This is a genomic window from Paenarthrobacter sp. NPDC018779 (assembly GCF_044391085.1).
GTDB lineage: Bacteria > Actinomycetota > Actinomycetes > Actinomycetales > Micrococcaceae > Arthrobacter.
The window spans coordinates 344,835-361,419 of record NZ_JBIRZS010000001.1; the positions used below are offsets into that span (position 1 = coordinate 344,835).

Sequence of the window (16,585 nt, forward strand, 5' to 3'; positions counted from 1 at the left end):
ACAGGACAACCATGAGTGATCACATCAAGGGCGAACTGGTGTGCAACGCCAACGACATCAAGGTCAAGCAGGCATTGCGCGTCCTGATCGATGACTACCCCGTAGCCATCGTGAAGGACTCGATGGGCGAAATCCACGCCGTCGGAGACACCTGCTCGCACGCTGACATCTCGTTGTCCGAAGGCGAAATCGAAGGCTGCGCGATCGAATGCTGGGGCCATGGTTCCCAGTTCGATCTGCGCAGCGGACAGCCCCTGCAGTTGCCTGCCTACGACCCCGTCCCGGTTTTCGCCGTCACCATCGATGGCGACGACGTCTACGTGGACGTGACCAACGTTGTGAACGGCGCTCCGGTAAACAACTACTGAGCGCCCAGTACCGCCAGACTTACGAACGGAAAGAAAGAAGAGCATGTCTACTCTTGAGATCAAGGACCTGCACGTCAGCATCGAGACGGAGCAGGGCACCAAGGAGATCCTGAAGGGCGTCAGCCTGACCATCAGGACCGGCGAAACCCACGCCATCATGGGTCCCAACGGCTCCGGCAAGTCCACGCTTGCTTCCACCATCGCCGGCCACCCGCGTTACACGGTGACCAGCGGCAGCATCACCCTGGACGGCGAAGATGTCCTGGAGATGAGCGTTGACGAGCGCGCCCGTGCAGGCGTCTTCCTCGCCATGCAGTACCCGGTGGAGGTTCCGGGTGTCACCATGACCAACTTCCTGCGCACCGCCAAGACCGCCATCGACGGCGAAGCTCCTGCCCTCCGCACCTGGACCAAGGACGTCAAGGCAGCCATGCAGCAGTTGCGCATCGACGCCGACTTCGCCCAGCGCAACGTCAACGAAGGCTTCTCCGGCGGCGAGAAGAAGCGCGTCGAGATCCTGCAGCTCGAGCTCTTCAAGCCCAAGTTCGCCGTGCTTGACGAAACCGACTCCGGCCTGGACGTCGACGCCCTCAAGGTGGTTTCCGAAGGCGTCAACCGGGCACACGCCCAGGGCAACATGGGCACGCTGCTCATCACCCACTACACCCGCATCCTGCGCTACATCAAGCCGGACTTCGTTCACGTCTTCGTTGACGGCAAGGTAGTCGAAGAAGGCGGCCCCGAGCTCGCCGACCGCCTCGAAGAAGAAGGCTACGACCGCTACGCCGCAGGTGCCGGCGTCGCTGTTGCTCCTGCCGCCCAGGCCTAGTTAGGATCGCCTTATGACCGAAATCAACGCTGCGCGCACCAGCCTCGAAGATGTCGAGGAAGCGCTCAAGGACGTCATCGACCCTGAGCTTGGGGTCAACGTCGTTGACTTGGGCCTGCTTTACGGCCTGAAGTACTCGGACGACGACGGCGCCCTCCTGATCGACATGACACTCACCACGGCGGCTTGCCCGCTGACGGACGTGTTGGAAGAGCAGGTTGGCAAGTCCTTGGACGGCATCGTCGATGACTGGCGCCTGAACTGGGTATGGATGCCGCCATGGGGTCCCGAACGGATCACCGACGACGGCAAGGACCAGATGAGGGCCCTCGGCTTCAACATCTGATCAGCTGGCTGTCCCGCTGTAGGCGGACAAAGGAAGTGGTTCCGGGCTTATGCCCGGAACCACTTCCGTTTAACCTTCGGCTATGGCGTGGCGACGCCGAACGTGTCGCACTTGTTGATGTCTCCGGTGGAGTAGCCCTGGGAGAACCACTTCTGCCGCTGTTCGCTGGAACCATGCGTCCAGGACTCCGGTGAGACCCTGCCGGTGGCCGCCTTCTGGATGCGGTCGTCGCCCACTGCCGATGCAGCGGAGAGGGCATCCTGCAGGTCCTGCTGGGTGATCGGGTCCAGGAAGGGCTTTCCCGTTGCAGGGTCGGCCTGCGTTGACGCGTAACGCACCCACAGGCCGGCATAGCAGTCGGCCTGCAGTTCCACCCGCACTCCGCCGGATTGGGGGCCTTGGGGATCCTGTTGAGCCCGGTCAAGGTTGCCAAGGATGTTCTGGATGTGGTGCCCGAATTCGTGCGCCACCACGTATTCCTGCGCGAGGGGTCCGCCGGAGGAGCCAAACCGCGTCACCAACTCGTCGAAGAAACCAGGGTCGAAGTAGGCCTTGACGTCGGCAGGGCAATAGAAGGGCCCTACGGCAGTGGTCGCCTGCCCGCAGCCTGTACTGGTGACTTGGTCGAAGATGACCGTCCCCGGCCGCGAGTACTTCACGTTGTAGTCGGCCAGATATGCGGGCCAGAAGGCGTTGAGGCTGTTGACCGTCCCGGTGATGCGGCAATCAAGCCGCTTGTCGGCATCCGCACCTGTCTGGCATTCCTGGACGCCGCCTGTTCCGGTTCCGCTCTCGACGGCGGGTGGCTGGCCGCCGCCGGTGATGTCACCGAGGATGTTGGGATTTACTCCCAAGAGCACGAGCAGGAGGGCCACAATGCCGCCCCCGATCCCGCCGCCGATCTTGGTTCCGCGTCCTATGCCGCTGCCGCGTCGGTCTTCAACCTGCGAGGGATCCAGTTGTGCGCCGTCATTGAAACTCATACAGCCAGAATAGACGTCACCTTTGATGCCTGACGGGGGACACTGCCGTAAAATTGCGGGGATGCCTTTCCTGGACAAACTTCAGCTCTGGGCCGATGAACGCCCGCACCACACGGCCGTGGTTGTGGGAAGCAGCCGGCTCACCTGGGCGGAACTCCGCGACGCCGCCACGGACCTTCTGGACACCCGTGCCACTATGGTGCTGGCCGAACAGAACTCTGTCCCCTTCATTGAACGCTACGTTGCCGCCGTGGCGGGGACCCGCCGCTGCGCGGTCCTCGACCCAGCATGGCCCGCGGCCATGGTTGAGGAGGTTGCCGCCAGGGTCCAGGACTCGGAGACGGTTGCCGCCATGGAACTGGTGGACGGCGATCCCGCCAGCACGTTCCTCGTTGGACTGACCTCCGGTACGACTTCCATTCCCAAGGCCTTCACCCGTTCGCGCCGTTCCTGGCAGGTCTCCTTCGATGCCTCCATCGAATTTTTCGGCTTGGAACAGGACGACCACACACTCGCTCCCGGGCCGCTTTCGGCATCCCTGAACCTCTACGCATTGTCCGAGTGCCTTTACGCGGGAGCCTCGTTCCATACCCTGGAGACCTTCGATGTTGGCGACGCCCACGCGGCCATCAGCCACGACGGCATCACCAGGCTCGTGTTGGCCCCCACCATGCTCCGCCTCCTCAGCGAACGCGGCCTGGCCGGCGATGTGGACGCCTCGGGGATCCGCAGCATCGTCTCCGCCGGTTCCAAGCTCGATGCCCGTACGTTGGAGGCCGCCCGCCGCTGGGCTCCCAACGCGGTGATTTTCGAGTACTACGGAGCATCTGAATTGAGCTTCGTGTCCGGCACCCGCCTGGCCGCCGGGGAGCCGTTGGACATTGGCGGGACCGGCATCGGGCGCCCGTTCCCTGGGGTGGACCTAAGGATCCTTGACGACGCCGGGAACGAGCTCGAGCCCGGACAGCATGGAAACATCAGCGTCCGGAGCGGGATGGTCAGCAACGGCTATCTGTGGGGCGATGACGGCCACGCCCTTCGCTGCCTCGACGGCTGGTACACGGTAGGGGACCAGGGCTACCTGGATCATGGCACCTTGCATATCCTCGGCCGCCGGGCGGACATGATCATCACCGCGGGCAAGAACGTTTACCCGCACGAGGTGGAGCTCGCCCTTGCTTCCGTGCCGGGCATTGCATCCGCCGTCGCCGCCGGGGCCCCGGATGACATCAGGGGCCAACGGGTGGTCGCGGGAATCGTGCCCGCGTACGGTGCTGTCACAGCCACCCAGCTTCGCACGGGCCTGGATGGATTACTGCCACGGGACAAATGGCCGCTGCAGTACTTCGTCATGGCCGAGCTGCCCATGACGGACCGGGGCAAGGTGAGCCGCAAGGTGCTTCTGGATTGGATCAAGAACCACGATCCGCGGGTCCAGCCCCTTGGCTAAGGCAGACAGCCGGGTGGCCTCCGATCCTTCCCGGCAGGCCGTCATCATTGCGGCGTTGCGGACGCCCGTGTGCCGTGCCAACGGCCGGCTACAACACCTGCGGGCCGGGGATCTGCTGGCTCCGGTGCTGGCGGCCCTGGTTGAGGATGCCGGGGTGGACCCGGCTCTGGTGGACGACGTTATCATCGGCAACGCAGTGGGCGGTGGCGGCAACGTGGCCCGGTTCGCTGCGCTCCAGGCAGGATTTCCCGTCAGCGTTCCCGGCGTGACCATCGACCGGCAGTGTGGTTCAGGCCTGGATGCGATATCCATGGCGGCTCGGTTGGTTGCCGCCGGGGGCAGCCCCCTGTTCATCGCCGGCGGAGTGGAAAGCGTCAGTACGGCGCCCGCACGCGCCAACCGGAACGACGACGGCGGCCTGGACTTCTACTCCAGGGCCAGCTTCGTGCCAAGCGACTTTGGTGACCCGGATATGGGGGTGGCCGCCGAAAATGTGGCCCGTCATTTCGGCATCGATCGGGAACGGCAGGATGCCTACGCGCTGGAAAGCCACCGCCGTGCCGTCGCGTCTGCCGTGGCCGGCCGCTTCGAGGGCGAAATAGTGCCCCTGGCCAGCGCTGGAACCACTGTCGCCCAGGACGACGGACCCAGGAAGTCGCTCAACCCGTCCCTGATGGCGCGGTTCCCGGCGGCGTTCGTCTCTGGCGGAACGGTTACCGCGGCGAACTCGTGCTTTGACGCCGATGCGGCCTCCGCCGTCGTTGTTACTTCGCTCCACCGGGCACGGTCGATGGGTGCGCAGGACGCCCTGCTGGTCCTGGATTGCGATACCGCAGGAGTGGACCCGGAGTTATTGGGCATCGGCGCCGCCCATGCTGCCAAACGGCTCCTTGCCCACGCGGACCTTTCGGCCGGGGACGTGGACCTGGTGGAATTCAACGAGGCGTTTGCCTCTCAGACCATCGCCTGCCTGGACCAGCTGGGGATCGACCCGGCGGCAGCCAACCTGGAGGGTGGGGCGCTGGCTTTGGGGCACGCTTACGGTGCGTCCGGTGCAGTGCTCGTGACGCGATTGATGTCCCAGGCCAGGCATCGCTACCACTCCGGGGGCGCCGAGTCCCTGGGGCTGGCGATGATCAGCATTGCCGGGGGCATGGGAACGTCTGCCCTTCTGCGGTACGCGAGGCTCTAGCGGCGCTCTGATTCCTCGTCGGGTTCGCCAAGACCCCTGGCAGCAAGTGCGTCCCCGGTGTGCCGGGCATAGGCCACCGTGGTGATGAAGACAGGAAGCACCAGCGCGCGTGGGCTGCGCTCAAGTCCGCGTGCCCTCGCGGCGTCCCGGACATCGGAGAACGCACCGGCAATGAACGGAATGCTCCGGAGCATAATGGCGATGGTCAGTGCGAAGCGCTCGGGATCCGCCCCCCAGCGTTGAAAGGGCCGGGCCAGCGAAACCACACCATCCAGCAATTGCTGTACCGGTGTAGTGGCCGTAAGGACAGAGGCAGCGACGACGCACACCAGGACATTCAGCACAATCCTGGCCGCGGTGGGGCCGCCAAGCTGCCACCATTGGAACAATCCGATGACTGCCACGATCGGCGTGACCATCCAGACCACCCGTGCGAGGCGGCGGGGGCCTGCTCCACTCAGCAGGAACAAGGCACACATGGCCCCGAAGACCGCCAGCGAAACAGCCCAGTCGACAATGAGGAAGGACGCGGCCCCGCAGGCCGCCACCACCAGGAACTTCAACCACAAGGGAGTCTTGTGGATCAGCGAGTCCCCTTGGACGTAGTTCGCGATGAGGAAGCCATGGCCCCTCACGGCGTGGTCCCCTCAATGCTTGCGGCACAAAGTTCCCGGTAATGGGCAATGGCCGCGGCGGGGACGCCGTCGAAGACGATCCGGCCCGACTCGACCACCAGGACACGGTCCATGTCCTGGGCGAGTTCCAGGTCATGGGTGGACATGATCACCTGCTGTTCGAGCCCGGCGATGGTGCGCCGAAGCAGCTCACGGTTCCGCAGGTCCAGCAAGGTTGACGGTTCGTCGAGGACCAACACTTTGGGATTCACCGCAAGGACGGCTGCCAGGGCCAACAATTGCCGCTCGCCGCCGGAGAGTTCATAGATGCTTTGGTCTGCCAAGTGCAGGATGCCGAAACGGTCCAGGACCGCCTCGGCCCGGAGGGCACGCTCGCGCCCGTTCTTCACTGAACGGCGCAAGGACAATTCCACGTCTTCGCGTCCCGTGGGCATCACCAGCTGCGAGAAAGGATCGGTGAACACGAAGCCCACGTTGGCCCGGACCCGCCGCACGGCAGCCACGGTGTCCTCTCCATGGACCGTTACCGACCCCGCAGTCGGCTCCACCAGGCCGTTGACCAGGCGCAGCAAGGTGGATTTGCCGGAACCGTTGGCCCCGATGACACCAATGCGCCGTTCGGTCAGGCCGAGGGACACGTCCTGCAGCAGGGTCTTGTCCGTCGCCGCGCCGTCCACGGCAACACGGACGGAGACCCCGCTGAAGTTGATGGAATTCATTAGCCTGCCTGTTTGACCCGGCGTACCAGCACGTCCGGAAATGCCTTATGGAGAGCCACCGCGATGAGGACCGCGAGGACGTTCTTCAGGATATCGCCCGGGTAGTAGGGGAGGTCCGCGATGAATGCCTTGGTGAAATCGAGTTTGCCGTTGACCATCATGCCCAGGACGCCGAGCCCGTGGATGATGACCACACTGCTGACCATGGTGGCAACGAACAGCAGGAGCGCACGGAACCGCACCGTCTTCCGGATGATCACGGCAGCCAGGGCGCCTGTCGCGGCGGCGGCCAGGGGAAAAGCGATGATGTAGCCCGCGGAGGGAGTTGCCAGGATGCCCAGTCCGCTGCGTCCGCCGCTGAAGATCGGCAGTCCTGCCAGCCCCAACAGGACATAAAGCCCGACGGCGGCAAAACCGCGCCCGGCGCCCAGCACCAAACCGCTGAGCATGACAGTCAGGGTCACCAGGGTGATCGGCACGCCCAGGGCGCCCACGGGGATGCCCGGGACAATCGATGAAGCGGCCACGAGGGCCGCAAAGACGGCGATGAGGCCGAGGTCCGTGGCTGTCCACCGCTTGCGGGCAACAGTGCGCGCAGGGGGAGCCGGATTGGTTTGAGTCATGGGGGTTCCTTGGTAGCTGCAGTGATGGTGGGTTGGGGCCCACACTTCGAGAATACGGAGGCGTGGGAGCACCTATTTTGGAGTCTCTCCACAAAGGCACCCGGGCAATCTTTGGTGGGTGGCACAGTTTCTCCCGATGTCCGGTCCCGGCCAGCCTGCCGGTAGACTTGGACAGGCCGTTCTCACGGCCGTCCCCGCCGCAACCACCGGCCCACCGGCCCCGCAGGCGTTCCCCGTTGAAAGGCATCACCCGAATTGATTACCGTCCAGGAACTCGAACTCCGCGCCGGCGCACGCCTGCTGATGGACCAGGTTAACTTCAGGGTGGACAAAGGGGACAAGATCGGGCTGGTTGGCCGTAACGGCGCAGGTAAGACCACCCTGACCCGTGTCCTGGCGGGGGAGGGCCTTCCCGCAGGCGGCAAGGTGACGCGGAGCGGCGAGATTGGGTACCTTCCGCAGGATCCCCGTACCCCGGACATGGAGCAGCTGGCACGGGACCGCATCCTCTCCGCCCGTGGCCTGGATGTGGTCCTTGGCAAGCTGAAGAAAGCCCAGGCGGAGATGTCCAGCGAGGACGCAGCTGTCCAGCGCAAGGCCATGAACCGCTATGACCGCCTGGAGGCCGAATTCCTTGCAGGCGGAGGGTACGCAGCAGAAGCGGAAGCGGCTGCTATTTCTTCCAACCTCGCCCTGCCCGAGCGCATCCTCAACCAGCCCCTGAAAACGCTGTCCGGCGGCCAGCGTCGTCGCGTGGAGCTGGCCAGGATCCTGTACTCGTCCGCAGAAACGCTGCTGCTGGACGAACCCACCAACCACCTGGATGCTGATTCCATCACGTGGTTGCGCGACTTCCTGAAGAACCACCAGGGCGGACTCATCGTCATCAGCCACGATGTGGAGCTGCTCGAAGCAACGGTGAACAAGGTCTACCACCTTGATGCCAACCGTGCCCAGATCGACTACTACAACATGGGCTGGAAGCGGTACCTCCAGCAGCGCGAAACCGACGAGCGCGCGCGCCGCCGGGAACGCGCGAACGCCGAGAAGAAAGCCCAGGTCCTCCTGGACCAGGCCAACAAGATGCGTGCCAAGGCCACCAAGGCCGTGGCCGCGCAGAACATGGCCAAGCGTGCCGAGCGCCTGCTCAGTGGGCTTGAGGCTGTCCGTGAGCAGGACCGGGTGGCAGCGCTGCGCTTCCCCGAGCCGTCGCCCTGCGGCAAGACGCCTTTGACGGCGGAGGGCCTCAGCAAGTCCTACGGTTCCCTGGAGATCTTCACCGACGTCGACCTCGCGATCGATCGCGGCTCAAAGGTGGTCATCCTGGGCCTCAACGGTGCGGGCAAGACCACGCTGCTGCGCATGCTCGCAGGAGTGGACGCGCCGGATACCGGCGACATCATCCCTGGACATGGCCTCAAAGTCGGCTACTACGCCCAGGAACATGAAACCCTGGACCACGACCGCACAGTGCTGGAGAACATGCGTTCCTCGGCGCCGGACATGAAGGATGCCGAGGTCCGCGGCATCCTGGGTTCGTTCCTGTTCTCCGGCGATGACGTGGATAAGCCCGCCGGTGTGCTCTCCGGTGGTGAAAAGACCCGCTTGGCCCTGGCAACCATCGTGGCTTCCAGCGCCAACGTTCTGCTCCTCGATGAGCCCACCAACAACCTGGACCCTGCCAGCCGCGCGGAAATCCTTGGCGCCCTGAAGAACTACACCGGCGCCGTGGTGATGGTGAGCCACGACGAGGGCGCAGTCGCCGCGCTGAACCCCGAGCGCGTAGTGCTGTTGCCCGACGGCGTCGAGGACCACTGGAACGAGGATTACCTGGACCTGATCACGCTGGCTTAAGGCCGGCTAGCGCACTGGGAGCTCCGTCGCGCCGGTAATGCGCAGCAGGTCCTCGTAGGTGATGGAGAACATGGAGTTGTGGTCTCCTGCGCCGGCCCACAGTTCTCTGTGATCCCGCAACGAGCTGTCCAGGATGGTCCTTATCGGCTGGGGGTGGCCTACGGGCGCCACTCCGCCCACTTCCTGTCCGGTGTGTTCAAGGACGAACTCCGGGGTGGCGCGGCGGATCTTGCCGGTCTCCAGTTGGCGGGCCACCAGTGTGGTGTCCACTTTCGCGGCGCCGCTCGCAAGGATCAGGAGAGGTTCGCCGTCCGCTTCGAAAACAAGGCTGTTGGTTATGGCAGCGACCTCGCAGCCAAGTACGGAAGCTGCTGCCGCCGCCGTCGGGACCTTCTCTTCGAAGACGCGGACCGTGTCCTTGGCCCCAAGCGCAGTGAGGGCGGTCCTGACGGTTTGGACGGGATCGTGGATTCTCTCAGTAGCCTTGGGCATCCAGGATCGCGTCTTCCTCTTCTTCGGACGTACGGCGCTTGTTCTTTCGTGGCGCGGGTGCAGGGCGTTTGCGGGGAGCAGCAGCGGACATGATTTCTTCGTCGTCCTCATCTTCGGCATCGATCGCTGCGTTGCGCGCCTGCTGCCGGGCGGCGTAGCCGAACCCGATGAACATCAGGACGCCGAAGGCAAACCACTGCAGCGAGTAGGACAAGTGGGTGCCCTCTTCCGTTGCCGGTTTAGGGAATGGCGTGGGCATGGGCTGCACGGCTGGTGTTTCGCTCGCCAATTGGCCGTAGGCGCCCGTTTCAATCTTGTAGGGCAACTCACCAGCGAACCCGGGCAAATCGATCGACGCCAATTGCCCCTCCACCGCCCCGCGGTCCAGCTTCGGTTCCGAAGGCTTGAGGCGGGCCACCACGGTGACCTCACCTGTGGGAGGCGATGGCACGACGTCGGGCCTTCCGGGGGTGTTGTTGCCGATCGGCAACCAGCCACGGTCGATCACTACGGCCTCGCCGGTGGTCAGGCGGAAAGGAACCACGACGTCGTAGCCCGGCTGGCCGTTCAACGGCCGGTTCCGGACCACTCGCTGTCCGTCAAGATCGTAGGTTCCGCGCAGTTCCACCTGAGTCCATTCGCGCTCGGGATCGAGTTGACGGAACTCGTCCTTGATGGAGGCGAAGGGCACCGGGGTGGCCGAATAGTTGCTGACCACGCGGTTGATTTCGGCCAGCGTTTCCGCGCGCCGGTCCATTTGCCACCGCCCGAGGAACACACAGGCCGTAGCGAAGATGACGGCCAGGACAAAATAGCCCAGCCACTTGCTGGAAAACAGGAAGCGGTACATTCAGCGGGCCCCGCCTACGGACGCCTCGTCCGACTCGAACGGCACCGTTTCCTTCCACAGTCCGCGCGTTTGCAAATAGTCTTCGAGCCACGCCCGGTGTTCGCCACATGCCAGCCACACCTTCCGGCGTTCCGGCGTGTGGATGCGTGGGTTGTTCCACAGGAGTTGCCAACTTGCGCCATCGCGGCAGCCTTTGCGGGAGCACAGCGCCTTTTCAGGTACGGCCTCCTGGTCGCCTTGACCAAGGCCGCCGAGGGTGAAGATGTTCATGAAGCCGCCCGTTCGTCGCCGGCGTTCCCGGCCTTCGTAGATGGTGTGTCGGTGGTGCCATGGGGCGGAGTGCTGTCCTGGTCCGGATCGTCGTCCACCAGCTCTCCCTGGAGGACTGTGACCGTTTCCTCGGGTTCATCTTCGGCTGGTTGCTGCGATCCCTCGATTTCGGGCGTGGCAACATAGTCCAGCAAGGACTCACTGTGGTCCTCTGCCATATCGCTGCCATTGGCGATAATTACAGCGATCCACGGCAGGAACACTGCGCCCGCCACCGCGACGATCTTGAACCAGCCATCCACCACGAAGATCAGGATGATGCACACCATGCGAATACCCATGGCCAGCGAGTACTTGATCATCCGTTGACGCATGTCCTCGGAATGCGCGGTAGCGGCGTCCGTGATGCTGTGCACTTCGGGGTCGCTGGAAACAGCGTCCGGATCCCCGGGCACCTGCTGCATGGGACTGTTCTCTCGTGTCACAGCTGAATCATCACGCTCCAAAGGCTCCTATCAATTCTCTCACCATCGTGGTACTGGCCCAAACCGCTGGCCAGACCGGTTACCCGCGCGTTGCCGGGTGCGGCGGCTAAGATCGAGGCAGGTAAAACCCCTCTTCACCGTGGCACACCCATGCCGCAGAACCTGGAGCGAATGAATGTCTGAAGCAGTATCCACCGGCCGCAGCGTCCTGATCACGGGTGGCAACCGCGGGATCGGCCTCGCGATCGCCGAGTCCTTCCTGGCCAATGGCGACAAGGTTGCGGTGACCTACCGTAGCGAATCAGAACTCCCTGAAGGGATTCTGGGTGTGAAGGCGGACGTCACCGACGAAGCGTCAATCGATGCCGCGTTCAAGGCGGTCGAGGAGGCCCATGGGCCGGTGGAAGTGCTGGTGGCGAATGCCGGCATCACCAAGGACACCTTGCTGCTCCGGATGAGCGAAGACGACTTCACCTCCGTCCTGGACACGAACCTCACCGGTGCGTTCCGGGTCATCAAGCGGGCGTCCAAGGGCATGATCCGTCTTCGGAAGGGCCGCGTCATCCTGATCTCTTCGGTATCCGGCCTTTACGGCGCGCCGGGACAGATCAACTACTCGGCCTCGAAGGCCGGCATGGTTGGCATCGCCCGATCGCTCACCCGTGAACTCGGCAGCCGCGGCATTACCGCGAATGTGGTGGCGCCAGGATTCATCAACACCGACATGACGGCCGAACTCCCCGAGGAAACACAGAAGTCGTACCTGGCCAGCGTTCCGGCCGGTCGCTTTGCCGAGGCCGCCGAGGTAGCCAACGTGGTGCGCTGGGTTGCCAGTGATGAGGCTGCCTACATCTCCGGTGCCGTCATCCCCGTTGACGGCGGATTGGGCATGGGCCACTAGCCGTCGCTGCACTAGCCGATCAGGCAGTTTTTGTTGGTGCTCCACAAGCAACTTTCCAGCACGCGCTGGCAAGATGGAATCCGAGCCCACAGTTTTTTGGATGAAGTGAACAAAAGGAGCACGTATGGGAACGCTGGATAACAAGACTGCAATCGTCACGGGATCTTCCCGCGGCATTGGAGCCGAAGTTGCCAAGATCCTCGCGGGCGAGGGTGCCGCCGTCGTCGTCAACTACCGCCAGAAGGCCCCGCGGGCCAACAAAGTGGTGGCCGGGATCGAGGCCGCCGGTGGACGCGCGGCCGCCGTGGGGGCGGACCTCACCACGGATGAAGGAGTCCATGCCCTGGCCAGTGCCGCCATGGAGGAGTTCGGATCGCTCGATGTCCTGGTCCTGAACGCTTCCGGCGGCATGGAAACGGGCATGGAGGAGGGCTACGCCTTGAAGCTCAACCGCGATGCCCAGGTCAACATGCTGAACGCGGCCGTACCGCTCATGCCCGAAGGTTCCCGGGTGGTCTTCGTGACCAGCCACCAGGCGCACTTCGTGGAGACCGTTCCCACCATGCCTGAGTACGAGCCCGTCGCCAAGAGCAAGAGGGCTGGTGAGGATGCGCTCCGCGCCCTATTGCCGGACCTTGCCAACAAGGGCATTTCGCTGGTGGTCGTTTCCGGCGACATGATCGAAGGCACGGTCACGGCCACCTTGCTTGACCGTTCCAACCCTGGAGCCATCGAGGCACGCCGTGCAGAGGCCGGAAAGCTGTACTCGGTGGAAGAGTTTGCCGCCGAAGTTGCCAAGATGGTCACGGCCGACGTCGAATCGGGCCACACCGAATACGTTGGTGGCGCCGATTACTTCGGCAAGAGCGAGCAGTAGCGGCACGCGCGAAAGAGGCCCGGGACGGCGTCCCGGGCCTCTTTCGCTTTAACCGGACCTACGTCCGCCGCTCATCACTCAATGACAATTTTATAAATTATTGCCATTCTTTCGTCACGAATTTCATTAACTTGTTTCGTGATTCTAATTTTGCATTAAAGTTCGCTATCTGATTGACTCGGCAATGCGCCTGCGTCCGTAGTTGCGTTCAATATTTTGCCTTGAGCGGTGCGCATCAACGGGCTTTTCCTGCCAGTCCCTCCGCAATTCTGCGAACAAGGAGCTTTATTGGACCTGCTATTGCACGCCGACGATATCCGCGCGTCCTATGACCAGCGGCGCATCCTCAAAGGCGTGAGCTTCTCATTGCACCGGGGTGAAATCCTGGGATTGATCGGAACCAACGGCGCCGGCAAAACCACACTCATGGGCGTCCTGGCCGGATCCCACAAACATGACGGTGGCCGGATGAACCTCGCCGGCGAAAAGTTCGCACCCGACTCCCTGGATGAGGCCCAAGCCTGCGGCGTAGGCCTCATCCCGCAAAACTTTCGCGTGGATCCTGAATTAACGGTTGCCGAAGCGATATTCCGCGGGACGTTCCAAGCGGGGAAAGCGCACGCGGAATTAAGGGAGCAAGCGGCTAAATTGATTCTGGACGCCGGGATTGACCTTGATCCGGACATGAAAGTCGGAGCCCTGATCCGCGCCGAGCAAACACTGGTGGAGGTTCTTCGGATGGTTGCCGAAGAAGCCCAGCTTGTCATCATGGACGAAGTCGCGGCCTCGTTGCCGGACCACGACGTTGCCGTCCTGCACAGAGTCCTGCGAATGCTGAACCAGCAGGGCAGGGCGATCATCTACATTACCCACCGGCTCGACGAAGTGCGTTCCATAGCCCACCGCATAGCGATTCTGCGTGACGGGCGGGTCCATCGTGTGGTGGACGCGAGCCAGACAGACATCGCCGAACTCGCTTTCCTGCTGTTGCAGCAAAAACTGGAGCCCAACGCCCGGCCCGTGGAACTGGCTACCGGTGAAGAGGCGCTGCGTGTGGTGAACCTGGGTGTGGGTGACCTGGTCCGCGACGTCACGTTCAATGTGGCCAAGGGCGAGATCTTTGGCCTTGTGGGGACGCACCGCTCCGGGATCTACCCCTTGATCGGTGCCCTGGTAGGGACCACCCCGAGCACCTCGGGCGAGATCTTCATGCACGGCGACAAGGTGGAAATCAGGGAACAGCCGGATGCCAAGCGTTTGAAGATCGGGTTCCTGTCAGAGACGGACGACAACTTCGAAGCAAGTGCCACCGTCGCCGACGGGCTTCAACAAGCGGCAAACGAACACGAGGCAAGCCTCCAGGACGAGGTGATGCAGCTCCGAGGTGTCATTGAACTAGTCAGGCGCATGCGGATCAACACCACGAACATCCACGGAACCATCGCGACGTTGTCCGGCGGCGACCGGCAGAAGGTGCAGCTGGCCAAGTGGATGTCCACCGATTGCGACATCCTGATCCTCAGCCACCCCAGCCGGGGCATCGACATCGGTGCCAAGGAAATCGTCTACAAGATGCTCCACGAACTCAGCCAAACGGGGGTGGCCATCATCCTGCTGTCTTCTGACTTGTCAGAGCTGGTTGGCTGGTGCCACAGGATCGGAGTGATGCGTGACGGCGAATTGGTTTCCATAGAGGCGAACGCAAATACCAACGAGGATGTTTTGGTCCACCACATGTTGGGCGAGAAATTCGAGGCAGCATCCCGGGAGCCCCGGCGCCAAAAGGGTTAGTTTGCTGTGAGATGCAGAAGGGGTGGTCCCAGGCGGGACCACCCCTTCTTCATGCGGCGACGCTAGATGGTGATGCCCTTGGCCAGGTTCTTGAGCTTGTGGCGGGCCAAGGCAAGGTTCGCGTAGGTGCGGTCCAATACCAGGTAGACAAACAAGCCTTTGGAGCCGGCCGAGTTCAGCACGTTGATCAAGTGGTACTGGGTATCCAGCGTGATGAGAACGTCTTCGATATCGCTCTCCAGGTTGAGATCGGACATGGTGCGCAGTTTTGCGCTGACCACGTTCGAATTGCCCGCCGCCGCGACGCCGAGATCGAAGCCGGGGCTTCCGCCCTGGGCCAGGGCCATACCGCTGGTGTAGTCAACCACGGCGGCGCCGGTGGCGCCTTCAATGGACAGTAGTTGCTTTACGGCTTCGTCGAGTGAACTCATATTCCGATTTTCCTGTTCTGTTTCCTTGGAGAGGGGTTGCGGGAAGTAACCGGTGGTGGATTCGCGGAACGGGACCTCCAGGAAACCCGGCTGCCCAGCCACCGCCTTCCCATGAGGCGTGCCCGTACCAGGGTCTTCTTCCTTGAGTACCTCGTCCAGGAAGGAGGCAGAACCTGTTGTCGAGTCAGGCGACCCGTCGGCCGGTGGACCTTCAGTGAGGCGTCTCCACCATTTCCAGGTGCGCTGTGAACCTTCCACTTACCGTCCCGGCGTCCATGTGGTCCTGTGGGCCACATGGTGCGTTGCAGACGTGAAGGTGTGGTTCATGATGCTCCTGGATTAACGATGGGACGCCAGGCAGCGCCTCATCGAAGGAACCTCTGTCAACGAGTCGCCGGACCATGGCAGCCGGACACAAAGGTTAAGTGTCGGGAACCGCAATTCGTGACGCTGATTCATCCACGGAGAAACGGATACAGCCATCGCCGTATCCTCGGAATCGATTTCCTTCACCACGGGGGCGGGGAAGTCCGGCTCAGACGTTGGCGATATGCCTTACCGCGTCGAGGTACGGCATATTGATGGCTGCGTCCGCCACGGCGCGTACAGCCGGTTTTGCGTTGAAGGCAATGCCGATCCCCGCAGCCCCCAGCATGTCGAGATCGTTGGCGCCGTCGCCCACGGCGATGGTGTGTTCGATGTCGATGCCTTCGGCTGCAGACCACTTCCGCAAGTACTTCTCCTTTGCGGCGCGATCAATGACAGCGCCCAGCACCTTGCCGGTCAGTGCGCCGTCGACGATTTCAAGCTCGTTCGCAATCCAGTAATCGAGGCCGAGATCCCCGGCAAGCGGACCAAGAATCTGGTTGAAGCCGCCGGAAACAACCGCAACCACATGTCCAGCCGCCTTGAACGCCGCCACGAGCTCTGCCGCGCCCAGGCTGAGGCGCACCTCCGCACGCACGGAATTTACGACGTCGACCGGCAAGCCTGCCAGTACTGCAACACGGGCGTGGAGACTTTGGGCAAAGTCGAGTTCGCCGCGCATCGCCGCTTCGGTAACGGCTGCGACTTCCTCCCGCTTGCCGGCGTAGGCAGCGAGCAGTTCGATGACTTCCTGCTGGATGAGCGTGGAGTCGACGTCCATGATGAGCAGTTTCCGCGACGCCTTCCGGAGGGTTTCGGGCACCAGTGCCGTATCCACGCCTGGAGCATCCACCGCGGCAACGGTGCGGCGCAACGCGGCCACGTCTTCAGCCGTGGCTGCTGCGACGTTGAGTTCAGCGGTATGCACTGCGTAGCGCCCGTCACCGGACTGTGATTCTGCTGACACTGTGACGCCGGCGTCCGCGAGTGCCTTGCGCACGCCATCAAGGGATTCGGGGGACAATGTCATGCCATAGCTGACCGCAGCCAAGTTGGAAGTCATGGCCTCAATCCTAGCGAGGCGGCTATATGTACCCGAATTGGTTTCACTTGGTAACGGGCT

19 protein-coding genes are annotated in these 16,585 nt (G+C 63.0%); 9 read left to right on the forward strand and 10 right to left on the reverse strand.

Annotated elements, in window-relative coordinates:
- Positions 1-11 precede the first annotated feature (11 nt).
- From ACH488_RS01600 to ACH488_RS01610, 3 genes are read left to right on the forward strand one after another with little or no spacing between them, the layout of a single operon-like run.
- Positions 12-368, forward strand: coding sequence for a non-heme iron oxygenase ferredoxin subunit (locus ACH488_RS01600; RefSeq protein ID WP_387438439.1), 357 nt, complete (start codon positions 12-14; stop codon positions 366-368).
- 43 nt (positions 369-411) lie between these two features.
- Positions 412-1,197, forward strand: a complete 786-nt coding sequence (sufC, locus tag ACH488_RS01605; protein ID WP_397321794.1) for a Fe-S cluster assembly ATPase SufC — start codon at positions 412-414, stop codon at positions 1,195-1,197.
- A 13-nt stretch (positions 1,198-1,210) separates the two neighbouring features.
- Entirely contained in the window at positions 1,211-1,543 is a 333-nt protein-coding gene (locus ACH488_RS01610; protein ID WP_144658786.1) for a metal-sulfur cluster assembly factor, read from the forward strand.
- Between the two features lie 80 nt (positions 1,544-1,623).
- Here ACH488_RS01610 and ACH488_RS01615 read toward each other — a convergent pair whose 3' ends face one another.
- The gene (locus ACH488_RS01615; RefSeq protein ID WP_397321795.1) at positions 1,624-2,526 is read right to left on the reverse strand and encodes a neutral zinc metallopeptidase; all 903 of its coding nucleotides are present in this window, start codon (positions 2,524-2,526) and stop codon (positions 1,624-1,626) included.
- Between the two features lie 61 nt (positions 2,527-2,587).
- Here ACH488_RS01615 and ACH488_RS01620 point away from each other — a divergent pair, with 61 nt between their 5' ends.
- Entirely contained in the window at positions 2,588-3,976 is a 1,389-nt protein-coding gene (locus ACH488_RS01620) for a class I adenylate-forming enzyme family protein (RefSeq protein WP_397321796.1), read from the forward strand.
- The gene (locus tag ACH488_RS01625) at positions 3,969-5,168 is read left to right on the forward strand and encodes a thiolase family protein (protein WP_397321797.1); all 1,200 of its coding nucleotides are present in this window, start codon (positions 3,969-3,971) and stop codon (positions 5,166-5,168) included. Before ACH488_RS01620 ends, ACH488_RS01625 begins: the two co-directional genes overlap by 8 nt.
- On the opposite strand, the gene ACH488_RS01630 is transcribed toward ACH488_RS01625, so the two are convergent.
- The 3 genes from ACH488_RS01630 to ACH488_RS01640 are packed head-to-tail and all read right to left on the reverse strand — an operon-like array spanning position 5,165 to position 7,145.
- Positions 5,165-5,803 carry an energy-coupling factor transporter transmembrane component T family protein gene (locus ACH488_RS01630; RefSeq protein WP_397321798.1) on the reverse strand — a complete coding sequence of 213 codons (639 nt, stop codon included), beginning with the start codon at positions 5,801-5,803 and terminating at the stop codon, positions 5,165-5,167. The two genes, ACH488_RS01625 and ACH488_RS01630, sit on opposite strands and share 4 nt — an antisense overlap.
- Positions 5,800-6,522 (reverse strand): energy-coupling factor ABC transporter ATP-binding protein, encoded by a 723-nt coding sequence (locus ACH488_RS01635; protein ID WP_397321799.1) that lies wholly within the window; start codon positions 6,520-6,522, stop codon positions 5,800-5,802. Before ACH488_RS01635 ends, ACH488_RS01630 begins: the two co-directional genes overlap by 4 nt.
- Positions 6,522-7,145, reverse strand: a complete 624-nt coding sequence (locus ACH488_RS01640) for a biotin transporter BioY (protein ID WP_397321800.1) — start codon at positions 7,143-7,145, stop codon at positions 6,522-6,524. The genes ACH488_RS01635 and ACH488_RS01640 overlap by 1 nt, the downstream gene beginning before the upstream one ends.
- Positions 7,146-7,400: 255 nt before the next feature.
- Here ACH488_RS01640 and ACH488_RS01645 point away from each other — a divergent pair, with 255 nt between their 5' ends.
- Entirely contained in the window at positions 7,401-8,999 is a 1,599-nt protein-coding gene (locus tag ACH488_RS01645) for an ABC-F family ATP-binding cassette domain-containing protein (RefSeq protein WP_397321801.1), read from the forward strand.
- A 6-nt stretch (positions 9,000-9,005) separates the two neighbouring features.
- On the opposite strand, the gene ACH488_RS01650 is transcribed toward ACH488_RS01645, so the two are convergent.
- Genes ACH488_RS01650 through ACH488_RS01665 form a run of 4 tightly spaced genes read right to left on the reverse strand, consistent with a single transcriptional unit; the run spans position 9,006 to position 11,117 of the window.
- The gene (locus ACH488_RS01650; protein WP_397321802.1) at positions 9,006-9,491 is read right to left on the reverse strand and encodes a YbaK/EbsC family protein; all 486 of its coding nucleotides are present in this window, start codon (positions 9,489-9,491) and stop codon (positions 9,006-9,008) included.
- Positions 9,475-10,341, reverse strand: a complete 867-nt coding sequence (locus tag ACH488_RS01655) for an SURF1 family protein (RefSeq protein WP_397321803.1) — start codon at positions 10,339-10,341, stop codon at positions 9,475-9,477. The genes ACH488_RS01650 and ACH488_RS01655 overlap by 17 nt, the downstream gene beginning before the upstream one ends.
- On the reverse strand, positions 10,342-10,611 hold the full coding sequence (locus ACH488_RS01660) for a hypothetical protein (protein WP_397321804.1): 270 nt from the start codon (positions 10,609-10,611) through the stop codon (positions 10,342-10,344).
- Positions 10,608-11,117 (reverse strand): DUF3099 domain-containing protein, encoded by a 510-nt coding sequence (locus ACH488_RS01665; RefSeq protein ID WP_397321805.1) that lies wholly within the window; start codon positions 11,115-11,117, stop codon positions 10,608-10,610. Before ACH488_RS01665 ends, ACH488_RS01660 begins: the two co-directional genes overlap by 4 nt.
- Before the next feature lie 154 nt (positions 11,118-11,271).
- Between ACH488_RS01665 and ACH488_RS01670 the strand changes: the two genes are divergently transcribed.
- The 3 genes from ACH488_RS01670 to ACH488_RS01680 all read left to right on the forward strand — a co-directional run bounded on the left by ACH488_RS01670 (position 11,272) and on the right by ACH488_RS01680 (position 14,665).
- A complete protein-coding gene (locus ACH488_RS01670; protein WP_397321806.1) occupies positions 11,272-11,997 on the forward strand; it encodes a beta-ketoacyl-ACP reductase in 726 nt (241 codons plus the stop codon).
- Positions 11,998-12,121: 124 nt separating this feature from the next.
- Entirely contained in the window at positions 12,122-12,874 is a 753-nt protein-coding gene (locus tag ACH488_RS01675) for an SDR family oxidoreductase (RefSeq protein WP_397321807.1), read from the forward strand.
- A 288-nt stretch (positions 12,875-13,162) separates the two neighbouring features.
- Positions 13,163-14,665 (forward strand): ATP-binding cassette domain-containing protein, encoded by a 1,503-nt coding sequence (locus ACH488_RS01680; RefSeq protein ID WP_397321808.1) that lies wholly within the window; start codon positions 13,163-13,165, stop codon positions 14,663-14,665.
- Positions 14,666-14,727: 62 nt separating this feature from the next.
- Here ACH488_RS01680 and ACH488_RS01685 read toward each other — a convergent pair whose 3' ends face one another.
- On the reverse strand, positions 14,728-15,096 hold the full coding sequence (locus ACH488_RS01685; protein WP_397321809.1) for a hypothetical protein: 369 nt from the start codon (positions 15,094-15,096) through the stop codon (positions 14,728-14,730).
- Between the two features lie 535 nt (positions 15,097-15,631).
- Positions 15,632-16,525, reverse strand: coding sequence for a phosphoserine phosphatase SerB (gene serB, locus ACH488_RS01690; RefSeq protein ID WP_397321810.1), 894 nt, complete (start codon positions 16,523-16,525; stop codon positions 15,632-15,634).
- Positions 16,526-16,585 lie beyond the last annotated feature (60 nt).